Here is an 18,316-nt window from a genome sequence, read left to right as displayed (position 1 = left end):
TTTAATTCCTGGTGATGTCAAGAAATAGTTTTTCGAGATCGTGTTTAGTTTGCGTTAAGCTGAACACCGTGTAGCCCTGGGTAACCAGGAGATTGTTGATACTTCCCATCTCTTCTTTGGTTGAAAAAGGAAGTTGAATGCTGTCGTCATCTATGTCGGCCGGGTAGCCTTTTTTGAGCAGCATATTGCTTGCCGCAACCGTATCATTAACCTGTATAGAAACCGTACTTGCATTTGCACTGTGGAGTTCGCAGATGCTGCCCTGGAATACCAGCTTACCACGATTGATGATTCCAACGTAATTGGCCATCTTATCTACTTCTGCCAGCAGATGGCTGGATACAAATACTGTTTTGCCATGTTCAGCCGTCAGCTTTTGAACCAATTTACGCACTTCGAGAATGCCGTTGGGATCAAGACCGTTGGTGGGTTCATCTAAGATTAAAAGCTCCGGATCAGGCAGAAGTGCGAGGGCTATCCCCAGTCGTTGTTTCATTCCCAGGGAATATTTCCCGGCTTTCTTTGCAGCGCTATCGGTCAGATCAACCAACTGCAGCATTTCGTCAACCCGTTTTCTATTAACCCCTAAAAGCATCGCCCGGTTTAACAAGTTTTCTTTACCGCTGAGATGCGGGTAAATGGCGGGCTGTTCAATTAATGAGCCGATGCGCGATAAGGCATCGATACGTGTTGATTTTATATCTTTCCCAAACAGGAAAACAGTGTTCTCTGCTGAATTAAGCAGGTTTAGAAGAATTTTTATAGTTGTAGTTTTTCCTGCTCCGTTTGGACCAAGGAAACCATAGATAGTCCCTTTCGGTACTTTCAGCGAAACATGATCAAGCACTAATTGATTCCCGAATTTATACGAAAGATCACGGGTCTCAATAATAAATTGCGAAGTCACTTTAAATTAGAAGATATTGCTAACCATTACCTTAAATGAAGGTACCTGCAATTTCAAACTGGCATTTTGTCTTTCTGCCGGAATTTCATTGTCTAGGTTCATCATCAGTAAGCCAATGATCAGGATGACCGGTGTGAGAAGGACGATAAAGGGCGAGATTGAATTTAGCTTTTTCATGGCCTAAGTTTTAAGAGGTTGTTTGTTTGGTGATTCAAAGAACTATTAAATTACTGGCCCACTAAAATCTATTAGACCAACCCGCCTTATTTAAAGACGAACAGGTATTCTATGTTCAGTATTGGTTGGTAAGATTTTAGAAGGCGTTGGCAGATCGTAAAGCCATGTTGGTAGAAATCGCAGGAAAACCATAGGGCTAAATATTATATTGGCGGTTGTTAAAACATTCTGTTGGTCAGAATGCCGTAACACGTAATCCAGACAAATGACTAAAGCCCGACAGATATTTTTACACGCCGCAGTATGGGTTTCCATTTTATTGTTTTTCATGCTATTAGCCGGAAATGGGAAAATATCTTACAAAGGCTTTGTAATGATCATTTACTTCGGCCTGATTAACATTGCTATTTTCTATATCAATTACCTGATCATCCTTCCAAAGCTGCTCAATAAAAAGAAGTATCTGTGGTGTGGTATCAGCATGGTACTGCTGGTATTAGCAGCGGCGATTTTTAAATATGGTCTGGCTGTAATTTTCAATGATATTGTTCTGGTGCGTGGTGATAAAAATCAGTACCACTTAACATTTAAGGATTATTTCTTAAGCGCGACCTTCATTGGCTGTTTCTTCCTGTTTTTAAGCACCGCGTTTAAATTCATGATAGACTGGTTCGTAAATGAAAAGGTAAAAACGACACTTGAGAATGAAAAACTGAACGCTGAACTTGCGTTTCTAAAGTCGCAGATAAATCCACATTTTCTTTTCAATACGCTGAATAACATATACTCGCTTGCCTACCAGCAGTCAGATCAAACTCCCGCAGCTATATTAAAATTGTCGGAGATTATGCGGTATATGCTCTACGAAAGCAACGAGGATATGGTTGATCTGTCAAAAGAGATCAGATACCTCGAGAATTACATCGAGTTGCAGCGACTACGATTTAAGAATCACGCTTATGTGAGTCTGAATATCTGCGGCGAGGCGCAAAATCAAAAGATAATGCCACTGGTATTAATCTCCTTTGTTGAGAATGCTTTCAAACATGGAGTAGCAACAGATGAAAATAATCCGATCGATATTTCTATCTGTATTGAACCCAACAGGCTTAAATTTAAGCTATCAAATAAGGTGAGCAAACTGAATAAAGACGAGATAGGCGGCATCGGTTTAATAAACGTGCAAAGGCGTCTGGATTTGTTCTACAAAAACCGATATAACCTTGACATTAGCAACCATTCGGAGATTTACACCTCTGAGTTGGTGCTAGAACTGTGACCATAAAAATTTATAACACCAAGCACCAGTAATTACTATTTTTACGATATGATACGTTGCCTTGTAGTTGATGATGAGCCTTTAGCCCTTGATATTCTGGAAGATTATATTTCCAAGGTACCTTTCCTGGAATTGGTTAAGACTACGACCAGCGCTATTGAAGGACTGTCGCTCGTGCAGAATGACGGTATTGACCTGGTGTTTCTGGATGTACAGATGCCTGAATTGACCGGTCTGCAATTCTTAAAGATCATGAACGGCAAGTGCGATGTGATTTTAACAACCGCTTATTCTGAATATGCACTGGAGGGCTACGAACTCGATGTAACCGATTACCTGTTGAAGCCGATAGCTTTTGATCGTTTCTACAAGGCTGCGCAGAAAGTTCTTCAGCAGAAGCAAAATAGTTCCCCGCTCCCGTTACCCGAAACCCTCGTAGCAAGCACTCCTCATAACTTTATTTTTGTAAAGACTGAACACAAGATCCAGAAGATCTACCTCGATGATATCCTGTATATTGAAGGGTTGAAGGATTATATTTCCATTTTCACGAAGTCTGAACGGGTGATTACCTTACAGAATATGAAGAAAATGGAGGATGCCTTACCTACCGGCCGATTCGTCAGGGTTCATAAATCTTACATCGTAGCTCTTGATAAGATTGACTCCATCGAGCGGAGTCGTATCCAGATAACGGATAAGATCATACCTGTTGGAGACACTTACAGGGAATACTTTTTTAAGCTGGTAGACAATCGGAATATTTAGGAAATGATTACACCGATTTTCTTTAAATCGCGCCGATTGGATGTTCGCCCGCAGATTTGTTTGATGGAATTGCCCGGATTTACACAGCTTTTGTCTCTTTAATCGTGATTCAACTGAAGAAACATCAATCTGTGAAAATCTTGTAATCTGGTGCCCCGCTCTTCAAATTGTTAGCTGGAATTAACTTGCTTCCATTTGCTCTTTCACCGCGTTCTCTGCACGTGACACCACTTCTTCCATTGGAAGACCCGTTGGCTCGAAAGGTTTCAGTACCGTTAAATTTATCTTTTCTCCAAAGCTTAACGGGAACATACCATACTGAACTATTTTCCAGGAGCCCGTAATTGCAATGGGCACCAGTAAGGCATTAGGAGCTTTTTTAATTAATGTAGCGATTCCGCCAATGTGAAAGGTTTTAGGATGCCCATTGCGAGATCTTGTTCCCTCAGGAAAAATAACGGCAGACCAATTATTTTCCTTCATACGATTACCTAATTTAATGATCTCGGCAACAGCCTGCTTGCTGTCTTTACGATCAATATTAGCCCCGCCGCCGTATTTAAGATTGAAGGAAATACTGGGAATACCTTTAGTGAGTTCGATCTTAGAAATAAACTTCGCATGATACTTACGCAGAAACCAAATAAGCGGTGGAATCTCGTACATACTCTGGTGGTTGGCAATAAAAATGATTGGTCGGTCAGTAGGCAGGTTCTGATGGTTAGTGAAGGTTATCCTTGTGCCCAGGATGTATAATGAACTCATCAAAAAGAAATTCAATATATCGACCGAAACTTTATGGGCCTTATAGCCACCGAGTTTCAACGAGAGCCACTGAATTGGATGAAATATACCGAGCAGTAATCCGAAATAAATATAGTGAATAGGTGTGAACAGATACCCGAGGAATTTATTCATGCGCTAAAAGTACTAAAGCAAATCGCCTTCGGCTTTCATTATTTTCAACTTTAGTATGGCAGCCACACTTAATGAATCGGTGATCTCACCGCCTGCTACCATTTGATATGCGTCGTCAAAAGGCATCTTTTTTAATTGTAGTTCTTCGCTTTCTTCAGGCTCAGCTGTCCCGTAGCTTAACCGGCGGGCTAAATAAATTATTGCGAGCTCATCGCTGACGGAATTTGACAGATGCATCTGCTGAATTTCTGTCCACGATTCTGCAGTCATCCCGGTTTCCTCCAATAATTCCCTTTTGGCCGTTGTTAGGGGATCTGAGTGCAGGGGGCAACCGCCTGCAGGTATTTCCCAACTGTATTGGTTTAAAGGGAAGCGATACTGCCCTACCAGCCAGGTTTGATCTTCTCCATCGAGTACAACAATGCCTATGGCCAGATTCTTAAAATGTACCTGCCCATAAATACCCTTACCCCCGCCGGGATTAATTACCTGGTGCTCTGTTAAGTTGATCCATTGGTTATCGTATTTGGATTCGCTTGAAATGACCTGCCAGGGGTTTTCGGTTTCACTCTTCATATTTTATAGGTAATCGCTACTAATAATTGCTATTGTATTTCCTTGATAGTTTTCAGAAACTCCTCCATTGCTTTTCCGGGATTTTGTTCACGCATGAAGTTCTCGCCAATAAGAAATCCATTAAATCCCGCTGTCTTTAGTTCTACGATAGTCTTAGGATCACTGATGCCGCTTTCTGAAACTTTAATAAACTGATCGGGAATCTGTGAAACAAGATCGTAGGAATGTTGAAGGGAAACTAAAAAGTCTCCAAGATTACGATTATTGACGCCCACGGCATCCAGGTCATCACACAGGCTATGCTCAAGCTCGCGTTTATTATGGACCTCCAGCAGAACGCTCATTCCAAGACTTTTCGCCAGGGAAGCCATTCTTTTGATTTCATCGGGGTGTAATATTGATGCGATTAACAGGATAATATCAGCTCCCCAGGCCTTCGCCTCGAGAATCTGGTACTCATCGAGTATAAAATCTTTTCGAAGGATCGGGATCTGGTTAGATTGCCGCGCTTCAATCAGGTCGATGTAACTTCCGCCGAAGAAACTACTGTCTGTCAGTACGGACAACGCTGAAGCCCCGGCCGCCGAATAACCGTTTGTAACTTCCTTAACGGACGAATGGCTGTTGATCACTCCCTTTGAAGGTGAATTGCGTTTAAACTCAGCAATGATTCCGCTGCGCGAAGGATCTTCTATGAACTTACGAAGAGAATAACACTCTCTCGAAAACAATTCACTTTCTTTAAGCTGCAATCCGGATAACTGTCGCTTTGCTACCGCTATCTCTTCCTTTTTTTTAGCAACTATCTTATCCAGAATGTTACCCTGCTTTGTCTGATTCATTGTAATTATTTTGAGTAAGAAGCCAGTTATCGATTAACTGTCTGCCATTTTCTGTTAATATAGATTCCGGATGGAACTGTACACCTTTTACGTCCAGCGAAGTATGTGACAATGCCATAATAACTCCGTCAATATCTGTTGCCGTTACTTTAATATCGACCGGTAGATCCTGCGGACTTACAGCCCATGAGTGATAACGCCCCACCAGGAATCCATCGGGACAATTGGTAAACAGGTTTTCCTCTTTATCTAAAACTTTTATAACCGTCGCCCTGCCATGTACCGGACGTGACAGATTATATAATTGACCCCCAAACACTTCTGCGATCGCCTGCATTCCCAGGCAAATACCTAAAATACTTTTCGTTGGCGCATAGGTTCGAATCACGTCAAGCAAAAGGCCGGCTTCGGAGGGAATGCCTGGTCCGGGTGATAAAAGTATTTTGTCGAAGGCGGCTACATCACCAAGCTCAAACTTGTCGTTTCGCCAGACGGTTGCCTCATAACCTGCTTCATTCAACAGGTGAACCAGATTGAAAGTGAATGAGTCGTAATTATCAATAACCAGGATCTTCTTATTAGTCTCCATAGCGGAATTGGTGATATTGTTTGCCATATAGTTTCTGCTTATCTTTTCTACAAACCTTCCGCCATTTCAAGCGCCCGTCGTAAAGCCATGATTTTATTGTTCACTTCGTTTAATTCACTCTGCGGATCGGAATCAGCAACGATGCCGGCCCCGGCCTGGTAATGCAATATGTTATTCTGGCTCAAGAAAGAACGGATCATTATTGCATGATTGAAGTCTCCATTAAACCCCATATACCCAATGGCGCCTCCATAAAAGCTGCGGTCTCCTTTCTCGAACTTATTGATAAGCTGCATCGCCATATGTTTGGGGGCTCCACTAAGTGTTCCGGCGGGATAGGTGTCGCCGACTACTTCAAAAGGATTTACCCCCTTTTGCAAAGTTCCGGCAACTTTTGATACCATGTGTATTAAATGTGAATAATATTGAATTTCTTTAAACGATTTCACTTCCACTTTCTCGCAGTGCCTGCTCAGATCATTGCGTGCAAGGTCGACCAGCATAATGTGTTCGGCGTTCTCCTTCGGATCTTTTTCTAAGTTTTCTGCTAACTCCGCATCGAGTACATCGTTGCCGGTCCGTTTGAAAGTACCTGCTATGGGGTAAATAGCCGCTTCATTATTTTTGATAGTAAGCTGAGCCTCTGGTGATGAGCCAAATATCTTGAAGTTTCCGTAATCGAAATAGAAGAGATAGGGAGATGGATTGATAGAACGCAGGGCGCGGTAAACGTTAAATTCGTCTCCCAGAAAAGGTTTTGAGAAGGCACGCGAAGGTACGATTTGAAAAATATCACCCCGATAGATATGCCTCTTTAGATTTTCAACGATTCCTATAAATTCCTCATCCGTTAAATTAGACTGCTCCTCACCATTACAGTTAAACTTATACTCCGGGAAGTTTTTATTTTGAATAAGGTACTCGATCCTTTCTAACCCATCAGGAGCTTCTTCATCGGTCCGGTGCTCCAGCAGATGCATCTCATTCTTGAAATGGTCGATGGCAATAATGTAGCGGTATATGTGATATTGCAGTAGAGGAATTTGGCGACCCGGACTCTGTTGAGAGTTCAGCTTGATATCCTCAAAATACTCAACAGTCTCATAACTGAAATAACCGAACAAGCCATTGGAAATAAATTTAAATTCTTTAGGCCCGACCGGCTCAAATGAACTCCGGAAATCTGAGACCTTCTTTTTCAGATCTAATCCTTCAGCAGGTGTTTGCTGAGTAGTCCCATCGGGGAAATACGCCTTTAACGAGGTTCCATCAAGCGTTATACCGGCAATCGGATCAAAGCAGATATAACTCATACTGTTCTCACGGCTGTGGTAGTCGGAACTTTCCAGCAACAAACTATTTGAAAATACATCCCGCAGTCGCAGGTAAATACTTACCGGAGTTGTAGTGTCGGCAAGCATTCGCTTATGTGCGGTATAAAGTTTAAATCTTTTCATCGAAACAGGAATTATGTAATAGCAACAGTTTTCGTCTAACCTGCAAGCTTAACACTCGGGTATAAAAAAACCCGACGTGGTTGAAGCGTCGGGTTTTAATTAAGTTTAGGTTGATTATAATTTAAATACCTGTACCGGCGCGTTCTTCTAGAGAAGGCCACCACCAATTGCGGGTATTCAATTGTATCATCATCGTTTACAAAAATATAAAGAATATTGAAACCTCAAAATTTTCAGGCAATTACATACTGCTTCCGAATATCGGGCGCCCGCTTTGGTATATGGCTAGCAGAATAACCAGCAACGCTAAGCCGTAAAATAAAGCAATTGCACGATGCTTATATAATGCGTCAACAGCCTTTTTGGAACGGGAGTGGCCGATAGTGATCAGTACTACCGCGAATATCATCATAACCATGTGTTCAACAGTCCAGTATCTCAGCACAGTGTCTTTCATAGCTGCGCCCATATCGCTTAGCATTACTTTGGGACTGAAAAAGTAAAGAACCAGGCCGGTAAGCAATTGAATATGAGCAGATATCATTGCAAAAAGATTAATCTTTCGGTTAGCTTCAGTATAAGGTTTACGACCAAACAATCCAATTAATGCCATAATCAGGGCTAGAACGAATAGTATAATTACGATGTAACGAATACCTGAATGCAGGCCTAATAGAATTTTATACATGATTTTAAGTTTAGGCTGAAAGTACCATTAATAGTAATGACAACAAAAATTATGTGCCTCAATGTTGAGAAGCGACCGTATTGGCTTCATAAGTAACGAAAAAGTTACTCCTTCGCAAGATTCAGCGTTTTATTAACTTCTATTTTGTGCTTCCAAAATAAATCTCAGCAAATGAAGAAAATCTTACTGTTTAGTTTTTTACTGACGATGCTTGGCCAGGCTTATGGTCAGGATAGTTACCCGGTGAATGGCTCCTATGATATCCGTCCGGGTCTGGTTGCCTTTACCAATGCAAATATTGTTATTAATGCTGACGAGACCATCAAAAACGGCACTATGCTGGTTAAAGGCCAGAAGATCGAATCCGTAGGGTCAGCTACGTCAGTTCCAAAAGGCTATACAGTTATAGACCTGAAAGGAAAATATATTTATCCTTCTCTTATTGACGCATTCAGTACCTATGGTATGCCCGAGATTCCGAGGGCTGCTTTTAACCGCAACCGTCAGCAAGTGTTCACTTCCACCAAGAATGGCGCCTATGGCTGGAACGAATCAATCAGGCCAGAAATGAGTGCTAAAACTATATTCGCCACTGACGTTAAAAAGGCGGAAGAGCTGAAAAAAGCCGGCTTTGGTACAGTGCAATCAATTATTCGTGACGGTATTGCCCGCGGAAGCTCGCTGATAGCTACGCTTAATACCGGCAAGGCGAACGATGCTGTTTTAAATGGAGAAGCAGCAGCACATTACTCGTTTAGTAAAGGCACTGCAGCTACAGATTATCCGCAATCATTAATGGGTGCCATTTCATTGCTACGCCAAACTTATTATGATGCCGAGTGGTACAAAAATCAAAAGTCGGAATACAATATTTCGCTTGCTGAGTTCAACCAGTTACAGCGTCTTCCCCAGATCTTCGAAGTAGACGATGTTTATGATGTATTGCGTGCCGATAAAATAGGCGATGAGTTCGGAAAACAATATATCTTCAAATCAGGAGGCAATGACTTTCTACGTATTAAAGAGATTAAAGCTACCGGTGGAAGCTTCATAGCGCCATTAAATTTCCCAAAAGCTTACGATGTTGAAGATGCTGCAGATGCAAGAAACATCAGCCTCACACAAATGAAAATGTGGGAGTTAGCTCCTTCAAACCCGGCTGCATTAGAGAAAGCACAGATCAAGTTTGCCTTAACAAGTTCAGGACTTGACAAGCCGGCAGATTTTTGGACCAACCTACGCCAGGCCATCGAATTCGGATTAACAGAGAAGCAAGCCTTAAGATCTTTAACAGAGATTCCAGCCGAAATGCTCGGTGTGAGTGATCGTGTAGGCTCACTATCAAAAGGAAAACTTGCAAACTTTCTTATCACTTCCGGAAACCTCTTCAACAAAGACAATATCATTTACGAAAACTGGGTGCAGGGCGACCGTTTTGTTGTCAGCAAAATGGATATAACGGATTTGCGCGGAACATATACGATGGCGATGGAAGGGTCAGCATCTCTGACTTTGAAGATTGCTGGAACCCCGGGCTCGTACGATGTGAGTGTAGAACGCAAAGGACAGGATAGTCTGAAGTCAAAAGCTACCTTCACCCGTTCTGGAGACTTGGTTAGTATCTATTTCGACCCGAAGAAAAGCCCCGCAGGAAATGTCCGCTTGAATGGATACGTTCATTCATTGAAACCGATCGTCTTCAAAGGTGACGGCACTAATGCCGATGGCAGCAATGTAAACTGGACTGCTACTTATTCGGAAGCATTTAAAGAACCTGTCAAAAAAGATGAAGCCAAGCCAGCACTTATTGTTGGAGCAGTAACTTACCCTTTTCTTGCCTTTGGATATACTGAAGCACCGAAACAGGAGGCTGTATTATTCAAAAATGCAACGGTCTGGACTAATGAATCAGAAGGAAAGTTAGCCAATGCTGACGTCCTGATAGAGAATGGTAAAATTAAATCCGTAGGCAAAAACCTTGCGGCAGGTAAAGCAAAAGTGATCGACGCCACCGGAAAACATTTAACCGCCGGAATCATTGACGAGCACTCGCATATTGGTGCTACCCGAGGGATCAATGAAGGCACCCAGGCTGTAACTTCTGAAGTCCGCATTGCTGATGTTATCAATCCTGAAGACATAAATATCTATCGCCAGTTAGCCGGTGGGGTTACCACTTCACACATATTGCACGGTTCTGCCAATCCAATTGGCGGTCAGTCGCAGTTGATCAAACTTCGCTGGGGCAAATCTCCGGAGGAAATGAAGTTTGCCGGCAGCGATGGTTTTATCAAGTTTGCGCTAGGCGAAAACGTAAAACAAAGCAACTGGGGTATTACCAATCTGACCCGTTTCCCTCAAACCCGCATGGGTGTTGAGCAGGTTTACGTGGATGCATTCACCAGGGCCAAAGAATACAAGGCAGCAAAAGCTAAGAAAGGGAACAATGTGCGCAGAGATCTTGAACTTGATGCGCTGGTGGAAATCCTTGAAGATAAGCGTTTCATTACCTGCCACTCCTATGTTCAATCTGAAATCAACATGCTGATGCATGTAGCCGACAGTATGGGTTTCAAAATCAACACCTTCACACACATTCTTGAAGGCTATAAAGTAGCGGACAAGATGGCAAAGCGTGGTATCGCCGGATCAACTTTTTCCGACTGGTGGGCTTACAAAAATGAGGTCGCTGAAGCAATTCCATACAATGGCGTTTTAATGAGCAAGGTGGGCGTACTCACAGGATTTAACTCCGATGATGCAGAGATGGCTCGCCGGTTAAACCAGGAGGCTGCAAAGGCGGTTAAATACGGTAACATGTCTCAGGAGGAAGCCTTGAAATTGGTTACCCTGAATCCTGCTAAGATGCTCCATATAGATAACCGGGTGGGCAGCATTAAGGCCGGTAAAGACGCCGACCTGGTGCTATGGTCTGACAGTCCTCTTTCTATCTACGCCAAGGCAGAAAAAACTTATGTTGATGGTATTGCATACTGGGACATGGAAGACGACGCCCGCAAGCAGAAAGAGCTTGTTAAAGAAGAAGCCCGATTAATTCAGAAAATGATGGAAGCGAAAGGAAAAGGAGCTTCAGTTCAACGTCCGGTGCTTACCAAAGCAACCCTTTATGATTGCGAAAGCATAGAAGGAATCGCTTCTGAAGAAGGTCACTCCCATTAATCAATCTCAGCATTATCAGATCTAGCAACAGTTAAAATCATCAGAATGAAAAAATATATATTTAGTTTGTTGGGATTACTAGCCGCCAGTCAGTTCAGCTACGGACAGGCGACCATATACCCGGCAAAACCACAAAGTAAGCCAATAGCCATTATTGGCGCTACCATACATACGGGCACCGGCAAGGTGATCGAGGATGGGTACATATCCTTTGCGAACGGGAAAATAACCGGCATTGGGGATGCGCGGGTAGTTAAATTTGGCTCTGACATTCAACTGATCACGGCAAACGGGAAACATATCTATCCTGGTTTCATCGCCCCTGTCACTACGCTGGGCCTAACCGAGGTTGCATCTGTTCGGGCTACTCATGATTTCCAGGAAGTTGGCGATATAAATCCACATGTACGATCTATCATTGCTTATAACACAGATTCAAAGGTGCCGAACACACTCCGCTCGAACGGGATACTGTTGGCACAGATTACCCCGCAGGGTGGTTTGATCTCCGGGCAGTCTACAGTTGTTGAATTGGATGGATGGAACTGGGAAGACGCCGCTTATAAAACTGATATGGCGGTGCATATAAACTGGCCAAACAGTAGAATATCTTCAAGTCCGATGGCCCCGACAGCAGAAGTTCAACGTGAGAACATTCAGAAAGCGCTGAGCAATTTAGAGAGCTACTTTTCGCAAGCCCAGGCTTATCAGCAAATTGTAAAGCCTGAGGTAACGAATGCACGGTTTAGCGCGATGAATGGCCTGTACACAGGAAGTAAAAAACTATTTGTGCAAACTGATGGCGCGAAAGACATCATTGCATCGGTAAACTTCTTCAAACGTTTTGGAATTAAGCCAGTAATTGTTGGCGGAGGTGAAGCACATCTAATTACAGCGTTTTTAAAGGAGAACGACATTTCTGTGATCATCCGTCAGCCTCATAGCCTGCCGGAAAGGGTAAGTGATGATGTATACCTGCCGTACAAGCAACCGCGGATACTTCATGATGCAGGTGTCAACTTCGCTATCAGTGTTGAGGGCTATTGGCAGCAACGCAACCTGCCTTTTATGGCCGGTACGGCAGCAGCTTATGGTCTTGGAAAAGAACAAGCATTAGCAACTATTACCTTAAACACCGCTAAGATACTCGGCATTGATAAAACCGCAGGAAGCCTTGAAGTTGGTAAGGATGCTACTCTGTTTATCTCCAATGGAGACGCTTTAGATATGATTGGTAATGATGTAGAAACTGCGTTTATCAGGGGTAAATCGCTCGATCTGGATAATCTGCATAAACAACTGTTTAAGAGGTATTCAGAAAAATATGAGAGTGAAAAGAAGTGAATTAAATTGAAGCTAAAAAAATAAGCTCCTGGACTGCAGGAGCTTATTCTAACCAACTAATTAAAAAAACTACACTGTGTAGGTTCAAAAGGTTCTTCAAGAAACTGTCGCATTTCTAACAGTTCTATAAAGCACAATCTCCGGATAACAACCTCTTCTCGACTAACCGGGGAGATAACTCACTTACTTAGTACAAATGTAAGGAGTTATAAAAATCGTTGCAAGATTTTTAAGGAAACAAATGTAATTTTACAATTCTGTTAACTACTTTTGAAATCGATAATAGAATTTCAAAGTTATATGGAAAAAAGCAGCCAAAATTTCGAACTTGATAATCTGGATACTCAAATCCTCAGCATCTTAATGGAGGATGCGACGATTCCCTATACGGAGATCGCCAAGAAGTTAATTGTTTCCGGGGGAACTATTCACGTGAGAATGAAAAAGATGCATGAGCTTGGAATTATCAGGGGCGCTAATTTAATTATAGATCCGCAAAAGATAGGATATGATATCTGTGCTTTCCTGGGAATTTATCTCGAAAAAGGATCACAATATCACGACGCTGTAGAAAGCTTGAAAAAGGTCAAAGAAATAGTGGAGATGCATTACTGTACCGGCGCTTATAGTATTTTCGCCAAGATCATTTGCCGCGACACTACACATTTGCGGGAGGTGCTAAATGAGAACATCCAGGCTGTAAAAGGAATCCAGCGTACCGAGACCTTTATTTCGCTCGAAGAAAGCATTAAAAGGCAGATTACTCTGGTTTGATGCTATTACAGGAAATTATTAACATAGCCCCTAAATAAAAAAGTCACCCGAATATCTCCGGATGACTCTAATTATAGAATAATTCAATCTTACTTTTCTGTATTAAGATAAAGCACACTTTTTACAGCCTTAATCACCTTTTCAGCATTCGGTAATGCCTCCTGAATTAACGTCGGAGCATATGGAAGTGGTACATCGGCGCAAGCTACACGCAGAACCGGAGCATCAAGGAAATCAAATGCATCTTTCTGCACTTTGAAAGTAACTTCAGTTGCGATAGATCCCAATGGCCATGATTCTTCTACAAATACCATCCGGTTTGTTTTCTTCACAGAATTGATTACAGTTTCATAATCAATCGGACGTACTGTACGAAGATCGATCACCTCAGCATTGATTCCTGCTTTAGTTAATTGCTCAACTGCAGGCATTACAACACGTGAAAGCATCTTGCCAAAAGTCACAATAGTTACATCGGTACCTTCTTTGACAATATTAGCTTTTCCTAACGGGATGTAATACTCTTCTTCAGGCACCTCTCCTTTATCACCGTACATTACTTCTGATTCCATGAAAATAACAGGATCAGGATCAATGATGGATTGTTTCAACAAGCCTTTTGCTTCGTAAGGACTTGATGGTATTACCACCTTTAATCCCGGACAGTTGGCATACCAGCTTTCGAAGTTCTGAGAGTGTTGTGCACCCAATTGACCTGCATTACCCGTTGGCCCACGAAAAACAATCGGACAAGAGAATTCTCCGCCGCTCATAGAAAGTATTTTAGCCGCAGCGTTAATAACCTGGTCAATTGCCACCAGTGAAAAGTTGAAAGTCATGAACTCAACAATGGGTTTCAAACCATTCATTGCTGCACCAACACCGATTCCGGCGAAGCCCAGTTCAGCAATTGGAGTGTCAATCACTCGTTTAGCGCCAAATTCATCCAGCATTCCCTGGCTGACTTTGTAAGCCCCGTTATATTCGGCGACTTCCTCGCCCATTAAAAAGATCTTTTCGTCTTTCCGCATCTCTTCGTTTAATGCTTCCCGAAGCGCTTCTCTGAACTGTATTTCTCTCATGTGTAATAAATCAAAATTTGGAAGGGCAAATATAAGTTTTAAGTTGAGAATAAACTGTGTAACGCCTACACTAATCGGCAACATCTTCGACACAATGTCAAATTTTTCTTTGGCTATCAATAGCCTATTGGGCACTGTCACCCTGAGCGGAGTCGAAGGGCTGCCTCCAGGGTGTCCCACCACCTATTTGCTTCTTGCTTCAATAAATTCTGCAGAGTCTCCTTCGACGCCGCTTCAGCCGGCCGGGCCGGCAGGCAGGAATGACATGACTCTGCTGGAATTGCCAGGGATTCGCTATAGACCGGATCGGTACTCACGATATACTCACTATGTGATTAGCATGTGTTCACTATATCCTGATCGAAGGATGACATAGTAAGCACATAGTAAGTACATAGTAAGCATATGGTAAGCGCAAAAGAAAATGCGAGTTTTTAGGGTCTCGGTTTCAGAGTTATTTACCACTAGATAATTATTTTGGAAAACAGGCTTAGCCAGGAAAATTTGAGGGAACCTCAATCTTTTCGATAAGGGGAAATGTGTTAAGATGCGACAGAACCCCCTTCTCACTATTTATTTCATTGACCGCACGGAGAATGCCGTTTTATCCAGCCTTGGGGGGTTGTCTACTGGGTAGCCAAAAGCAACGCTGTTTAAATAATTGGGTATTCGTAGTCTTTCCTGCCAGGTAAGCGTTTACTTAGGTGCTTCTTCCGCCGTTTGTGTTTTGAATTGACTACGGTATAAACGGTATGGTGCCATGCATCAAATTTAGAGTTTGAAGTTTGATTTAATGTTTGGGATAATAGTATCCAGTACCGGATACACTTAGATTCGTTATATTTATCCCTGGCAGATCTCCTTATAAGGGCAAAATCCACAGTTTACTTTACTTACGCTATCTGTAAAAGGTATTTCCGGATTAAAAAGTTCTTCCAGCATAGCCTTTAACTGAACCTGGAAGCCACCTTTCAGATCCTCAAGATGTTCGGCCTGCAGGACTACTTTGCCGCCCCTGCCGCCTGAAAAAAACAAAGTGCCGTCGTTCTTCAGCTTCCGGATTATATACAGGTTAGGTTCTATATGCTTTAGGCCCTTAACCTGTTCGTAAATGAAAGTATAGAACAGGGTTTGCACCATGGCCTTGTTTTGTTTTTTACCTTCAGGTTCAAACAGGTCGTCAAGGCAGGTAAATTTCACTTCATCCCTGCTCCCGGTTTTGTAATCGACAATCCTGGTTATACCGTTTTTTATATCAACTCGGTCGATAATCCCATATAAAAAGACTTCGTGAGTACTTCCTTTCACCTCTATCGGGAAGCGGTACTTATAATCGCTCTTATTTTCCAGTTCTACAATGCGAAATGGCGCTGCCTGTTCATCATGCAATAGAACCGCGTCAACATATTCTTCAACGATACGCAGCACAATCTGCTGCATACTGTTGGGTTTATGGATCCGGTCTTTGCTCCTAAATAACTCTTTAGACAATGCCTGCTTACATAAAAGCGGAATATCTTTGCGCTTTTGCTGAATTGCACGAGATGTTATTTCTGCCTTCTCCTTCGAAAGATCCTGGTAAAACCACTCCATTACCTGGTGAAATACAGAACCAATCTGATTAGCCTGAAGGGTTTCGCTGACTGTGTCAGGCTCCCTGATCTTGGCGATATAGCGGTAAAAGAATTGCAGCTGACAGCTCATGTAGGTGGTAATAACTGTGGCTGATATCTTTTCAGTCTCCCGCGCTTGTAAGAAACGTTCCAGCGCCTGCCATACCTTACCCGTCTTCGCTACTGCCAAGGGAGGTCTTGGCTCTATTTTAACCGCCTGCTCCTGCTGCTGGTAATTAAACCGAAGATTACTTTCAAACTCGAGCTGCCTGATAAACCGGCTGGGTTCGCCGGTATTCGTCTCGTCTACAATAGAGTTATAGATCAGGCTTACATCAGTTGAGCGGTGAAGTAATCGGTAGAATAAGTAAGCAGAGATGGCGTCCTGGTTCTCGATTACCGGCAGGCCATAGGCTCGTCGGATACTGTCGGGAATAAAGGTTGGCGAAATATTCAGTTTCGGCATCACCCCTTCATTTACTCCCAGAATAACCACTTTGTCAAAATCCAGACAACGGCTTTCAAGCAATCCCATCACCTGGATACCTTTCAAGGGTTCACCTTCAAGCGGCACCGAAAGGCCCTGCAATGTTTTCCGGATAAGGGAAAGCACAAAGGTTAAAGGAATATTCGCGGCGTAATCTGCCAGGGCATCGTACAACAGGTTTAACTGGCTGCCGACAGAAATGATCAGGTTAGCTTCGAGTTGCTGCAACATGCCTCTCTTTTGACGCAACTCCAATGCCCTTGTTAAAAGAGTGAATAAGGCATCAATGCATTGCAGCCCCTGGAGCTTAATGGTGAAGAAATTGGGCGCTAATTCAGCTGCAAAATGCAATTGGGTTAATGGCACCTCGAGAAGCTGATTATCTAAAATAGTTTTCTGCAGAAGCTCTCTTTCCTTCTCTTTCACTGAGGTTAGCGGGTGGGATAAGAAGGCTTCCACGTCGCGATAATAAACTGTGTCCTTCTGCTCTTTATTGAGTTGCTCCTGCACATTAAGCCATAAATCTATAAAGCCAAAGACAGTGGATTGAGCCAGCGGATAACCCATGGTAACGTTCACCTTACCGGCATCAGGTGGTATGGTTTGCAGCACAGGGATGAGCAGGCTTTCATCAGCAATTATTATGGCAATTGATTCCGGATCTTCTGTATTGATCTCAGTTTCTCCTGAAAGAATAATTTCCTTCACTGCTTTGGCTTGTGCGGTATGTCCCTGGCTTTTAATTACCTGTATCTGCTTTGTCTGCACAGACAATGATTCATGGGATGGCTTGAAAGCATTAATCAGCCCGTGCTGCTGAAGATTCCTTCGGATAAATAACCCGGCTTCCTGAAGATTGTCGTCTAAGTAATAGCTGTCTGTATCAAAGTAGAACAATGCCTTTTCTTCCTCCTGCAAACGCATAAACAACATTGCTTCGGACTTATTCAGCGCATTAAAGCCAATAAATACAACCTTTTTATACTGATCGTAAAATCTGGCTTCGCTGGTTCGCCCGAGAGCGAATTCCCTGTATAAATTGGCTGTAGTGGATAAGCCAAGACTACTTAAATGCTGATGGAATCCTTTATAAAGCAAAGGCAACCGCTTCCACAGATCAATAAATTTCTGCTGATGCTCCTGATGCTTATTGGTAGAGAAGGACGCCCAGAAGCGCTCTAAGAACTGTTGCTGTTCTTCAGTAAAATGGGAGAACTGCTTTTGGAGTACCGCGATATCAAATAGCTCAGAGAATAATTGATCCGCATCAGCGAGGTCATAATCAATCTGGGAGAAATCCCCTAAGATGATCTCTGCCATAGGATAAAAGGCGTCCGGTGTGATTGATGGATTCCCTTCCATCGCAAGCAGCCTGTTAAATTCGTGGTGAAGAATGAAGAATTGCTGAATCTGATCGGCAACAACCTGCTTCGATGGCTCTGCTACGAACTGCCCGATAGTAAAAAATGAAGGACTCCAGAATGCTCTTCCGGCAAGTGTTCCCAGGTGTTTTTTCAGGAATAATATCGGACGCTTGTTGTTGAATACTATAGCTACATCCTTCAAATCTGCCCCAAAACGATGGTGAAGATCTGTTGCGACTTCTTTTAAAAATGAGTTCATATAAAAATTGCA

15 protein-coding genes are annotated in these 18,316 nt (G+C 42.7%); 5 read left to right on the top strand and 10 right to left on the bottom strand.

Annotated features, from left to right (window positions below):
• Window position 1: 1 nt before the first annotated feature.
• Both AC1MCB_RS17475 and AC1MCB_RS17470 read right to left on the bottom strand, forming a co-directional pair.
• Window positions 2-907: an ABC transporter ATP-binding protein gene (locus AC1MCB_RS17475; protein WP_479966003.1), complete on the bottom strand. Its 906-nt coding sequence runs from the start codon at window positions 905-907 to the stop codon at window positions 2-4.
• Between the two features lie 6 nt (window positions 908-913).
• On the bottom strand, window positions 914-1,084 hold the full coding sequence (locus AC1MCB_RS17470; protein WP_479966002.1) for a hypothetical protein: 171 nt from the start codon (window positions 1,082-1,084) through the stop codon (window positions 914-916).
• A 265-nt stretch (window positions 1,085-1,349) separates the two neighbouring features.
• Here AC1MCB_RS17470 and AC1MCB_RS17465 point away from each other — a divergent pair, with 265 nt between their 5' ends.
• On the top strand, window positions 1,350-2,363 hold the full coding sequence (locus AC1MCB_RS17465) for a sensor histidine kinase (protein WP_479966001.1): 1,014 nt from the start codon (window positions 1,350-1,352) through the stop codon (window positions 2,361-2,363).
• A 48-nt stretch (window positions 2,364-2,411) separates the two neighbouring features.
• The gene (locus AC1MCB_RS17460; RefSeq protein WP_479966000.1) at window positions 2,412-3,131 is read left to right on the top strand and encodes a LytR/AlgR family response regulator transcription factor; all 720 of its coding nucleotides are present in this window, start codon (window positions 2,412-2,414) and stop codon (window positions 3,129-3,131) included.
• A gap of 180 nt (window positions 3,132-3,311) precedes the next feature.
• Here the strand turns inward: AC1MCB_RS17460 and AC1MCB_RS17455 are convergent, their stop codons facing one another.
• The 6 genes from AC1MCB_RS17455 to AC1MCB_RS17430 form a co-directional block, all read right to left on the bottom strand.
• On the bottom strand, window positions 3,312-4,049 hold the full coding sequence (locus tag AC1MCB_RS17455; protein WP_479965999.1) for a lysophospholipid acyltransferase family protein: 738 nt from the start codon (window positions 4,047-4,049) through the stop codon (window positions 3,312-3,314).
• Between the two features lie 12 nt (window positions 4,050-4,061).
• Window positions 4,062-4,625, bottom strand: coding sequence for an NUDIX domain-containing protein (locus AC1MCB_RS17450; protein WP_479965998.1), 564 nt, complete (start codon window positions 4,623-4,625; stop codon window positions 4,062-4,064).
• 29 nt (window positions 4,626-4,654) lie between these two features.
• Window positions 4,655-5,467 carry an indole-3-glycerol phosphate synthase TrpC gene (gene trpC, locus AC1MCB_RS17445; protein ID WP_479965997.1) on the bottom strand — a complete coding sequence of 271 codons (813 nt, stop codon included), beginning with the start codon at window positions 5,465-5,467 and terminating at the stop codon, window positions 4,655-4,657.
• Window positions 5,445-6,083: an anthranilate synthase component II gene (locus AC1MCB_RS17440; protein ID WP_479965996.1), complete on the bottom strand. Its 639-nt coding sequence runs from the start codon at window positions 6,081-6,083 to the stop codon at window positions 5,445-5,447. Before AC1MCB_RS17440 ends, trpC begins: the two co-directional genes overlap by 23 nt.
• A 20-nt stretch (window positions 6,084-6,103) precedes the next feature.
• Entirely contained in the window at window positions 6,104-7,513 is a 1,410-nt protein-coding gene (locus AC1MCB_RS17435) for an anthranilate synthase component I family protein (RefSeq protein ID WP_479965995.1), read from the bottom strand.
• A gap of 241 nt (window positions 7,514-7,754) precedes the next feature.
• Entirely contained in the window at window positions 7,755-8,201 is a 447-nt protein-coding gene (locus AC1MCB_RS17430; protein ID WP_479965994.1) for a cytochrome B, read from the bottom strand.
• A gap of 171 nt (window positions 8,202-8,372) precedes the next feature.
• On the opposite strand from AC1MCB_RS17430, the gene AC1MCB_RS17425 reads away from it, so the two are divergent.
• The 3 genes from AC1MCB_RS17425 (at window position 8,373) to AC1MCB_RS17415 (ending at window position 13,499) form a co-directional block, all read left to right on the top strand.
• Window positions 8,373-11,381, top strand: a complete 3,009-nt coding sequence (locus tag AC1MCB_RS17425; protein WP_479965993.1) for an amidohydrolase family protein — start codon at window positions 8,373-8,375, stop codon at window positions 11,379-11,381.
• Between the two features lie 45 nt (window positions 11,382-11,426).
• Window positions 11,427-12,725 (top strand): amidohydrolase family protein, encoded by a 1,299-nt coding sequence (locus AC1MCB_RS17420; protein WP_479965992.1) that lies wholly within the window; start codon window positions 11,427-11,429, stop codon window positions 12,723-12,725.
• 300 nt (window positions 12,726-13,025) lie between these two features.
• The gene (locus AC1MCB_RS17415) at window positions 13,026-13,499 is read left to right on the top strand and encodes an Lrp/AsnC ligand binding domain-containing protein (RefSeq protein ID WP_479965991.1); all 474 of its coding nucleotides are present in this window, start codon (window positions 13,026-13,028) and stop codon (window positions 13,497-13,499) included.
• 89 nt (window positions 13,500-13,588) lie between these two features.
• On the opposite strand, the gene AC1MCB_RS17410 is transcribed toward AC1MCB_RS17415, so the two are convergent.
• Entirely contained in the window at window positions 13,589-14,581 is a 993-nt protein-coding gene (locus tag AC1MCB_RS17410; RefSeq protein ID WP_479965990.1) for a pyruvate dehydrogenase complex E1 component subunit beta, read from the bottom strand.
• Window positions 14,582-15,424: 843 nt separating this feature from the next.
• Window positions 15,425-18,304 carry a PD-(D/E)XK nuclease family protein gene (locus tag AC1MCB_RS17405; RefSeq protein WP_479965989.1) on the bottom strand — a complete coding sequence of 960 codons (2,880 nt, stop codon included), beginning with the start codon at window positions 18,302-18,304 and terminating at the stop codon, window positions 15,425-15,427.
• Window positions 18,305-18,316 lie beyond the last annotated feature (12 nt).

This window comes from Daejeonella sp. AP26, from assembly GCF_056680515.1.
Note: the sequence above shows the minus strand (reverse complement) of the source record. Positions and strands in the feature narration are given on the sequence as shown.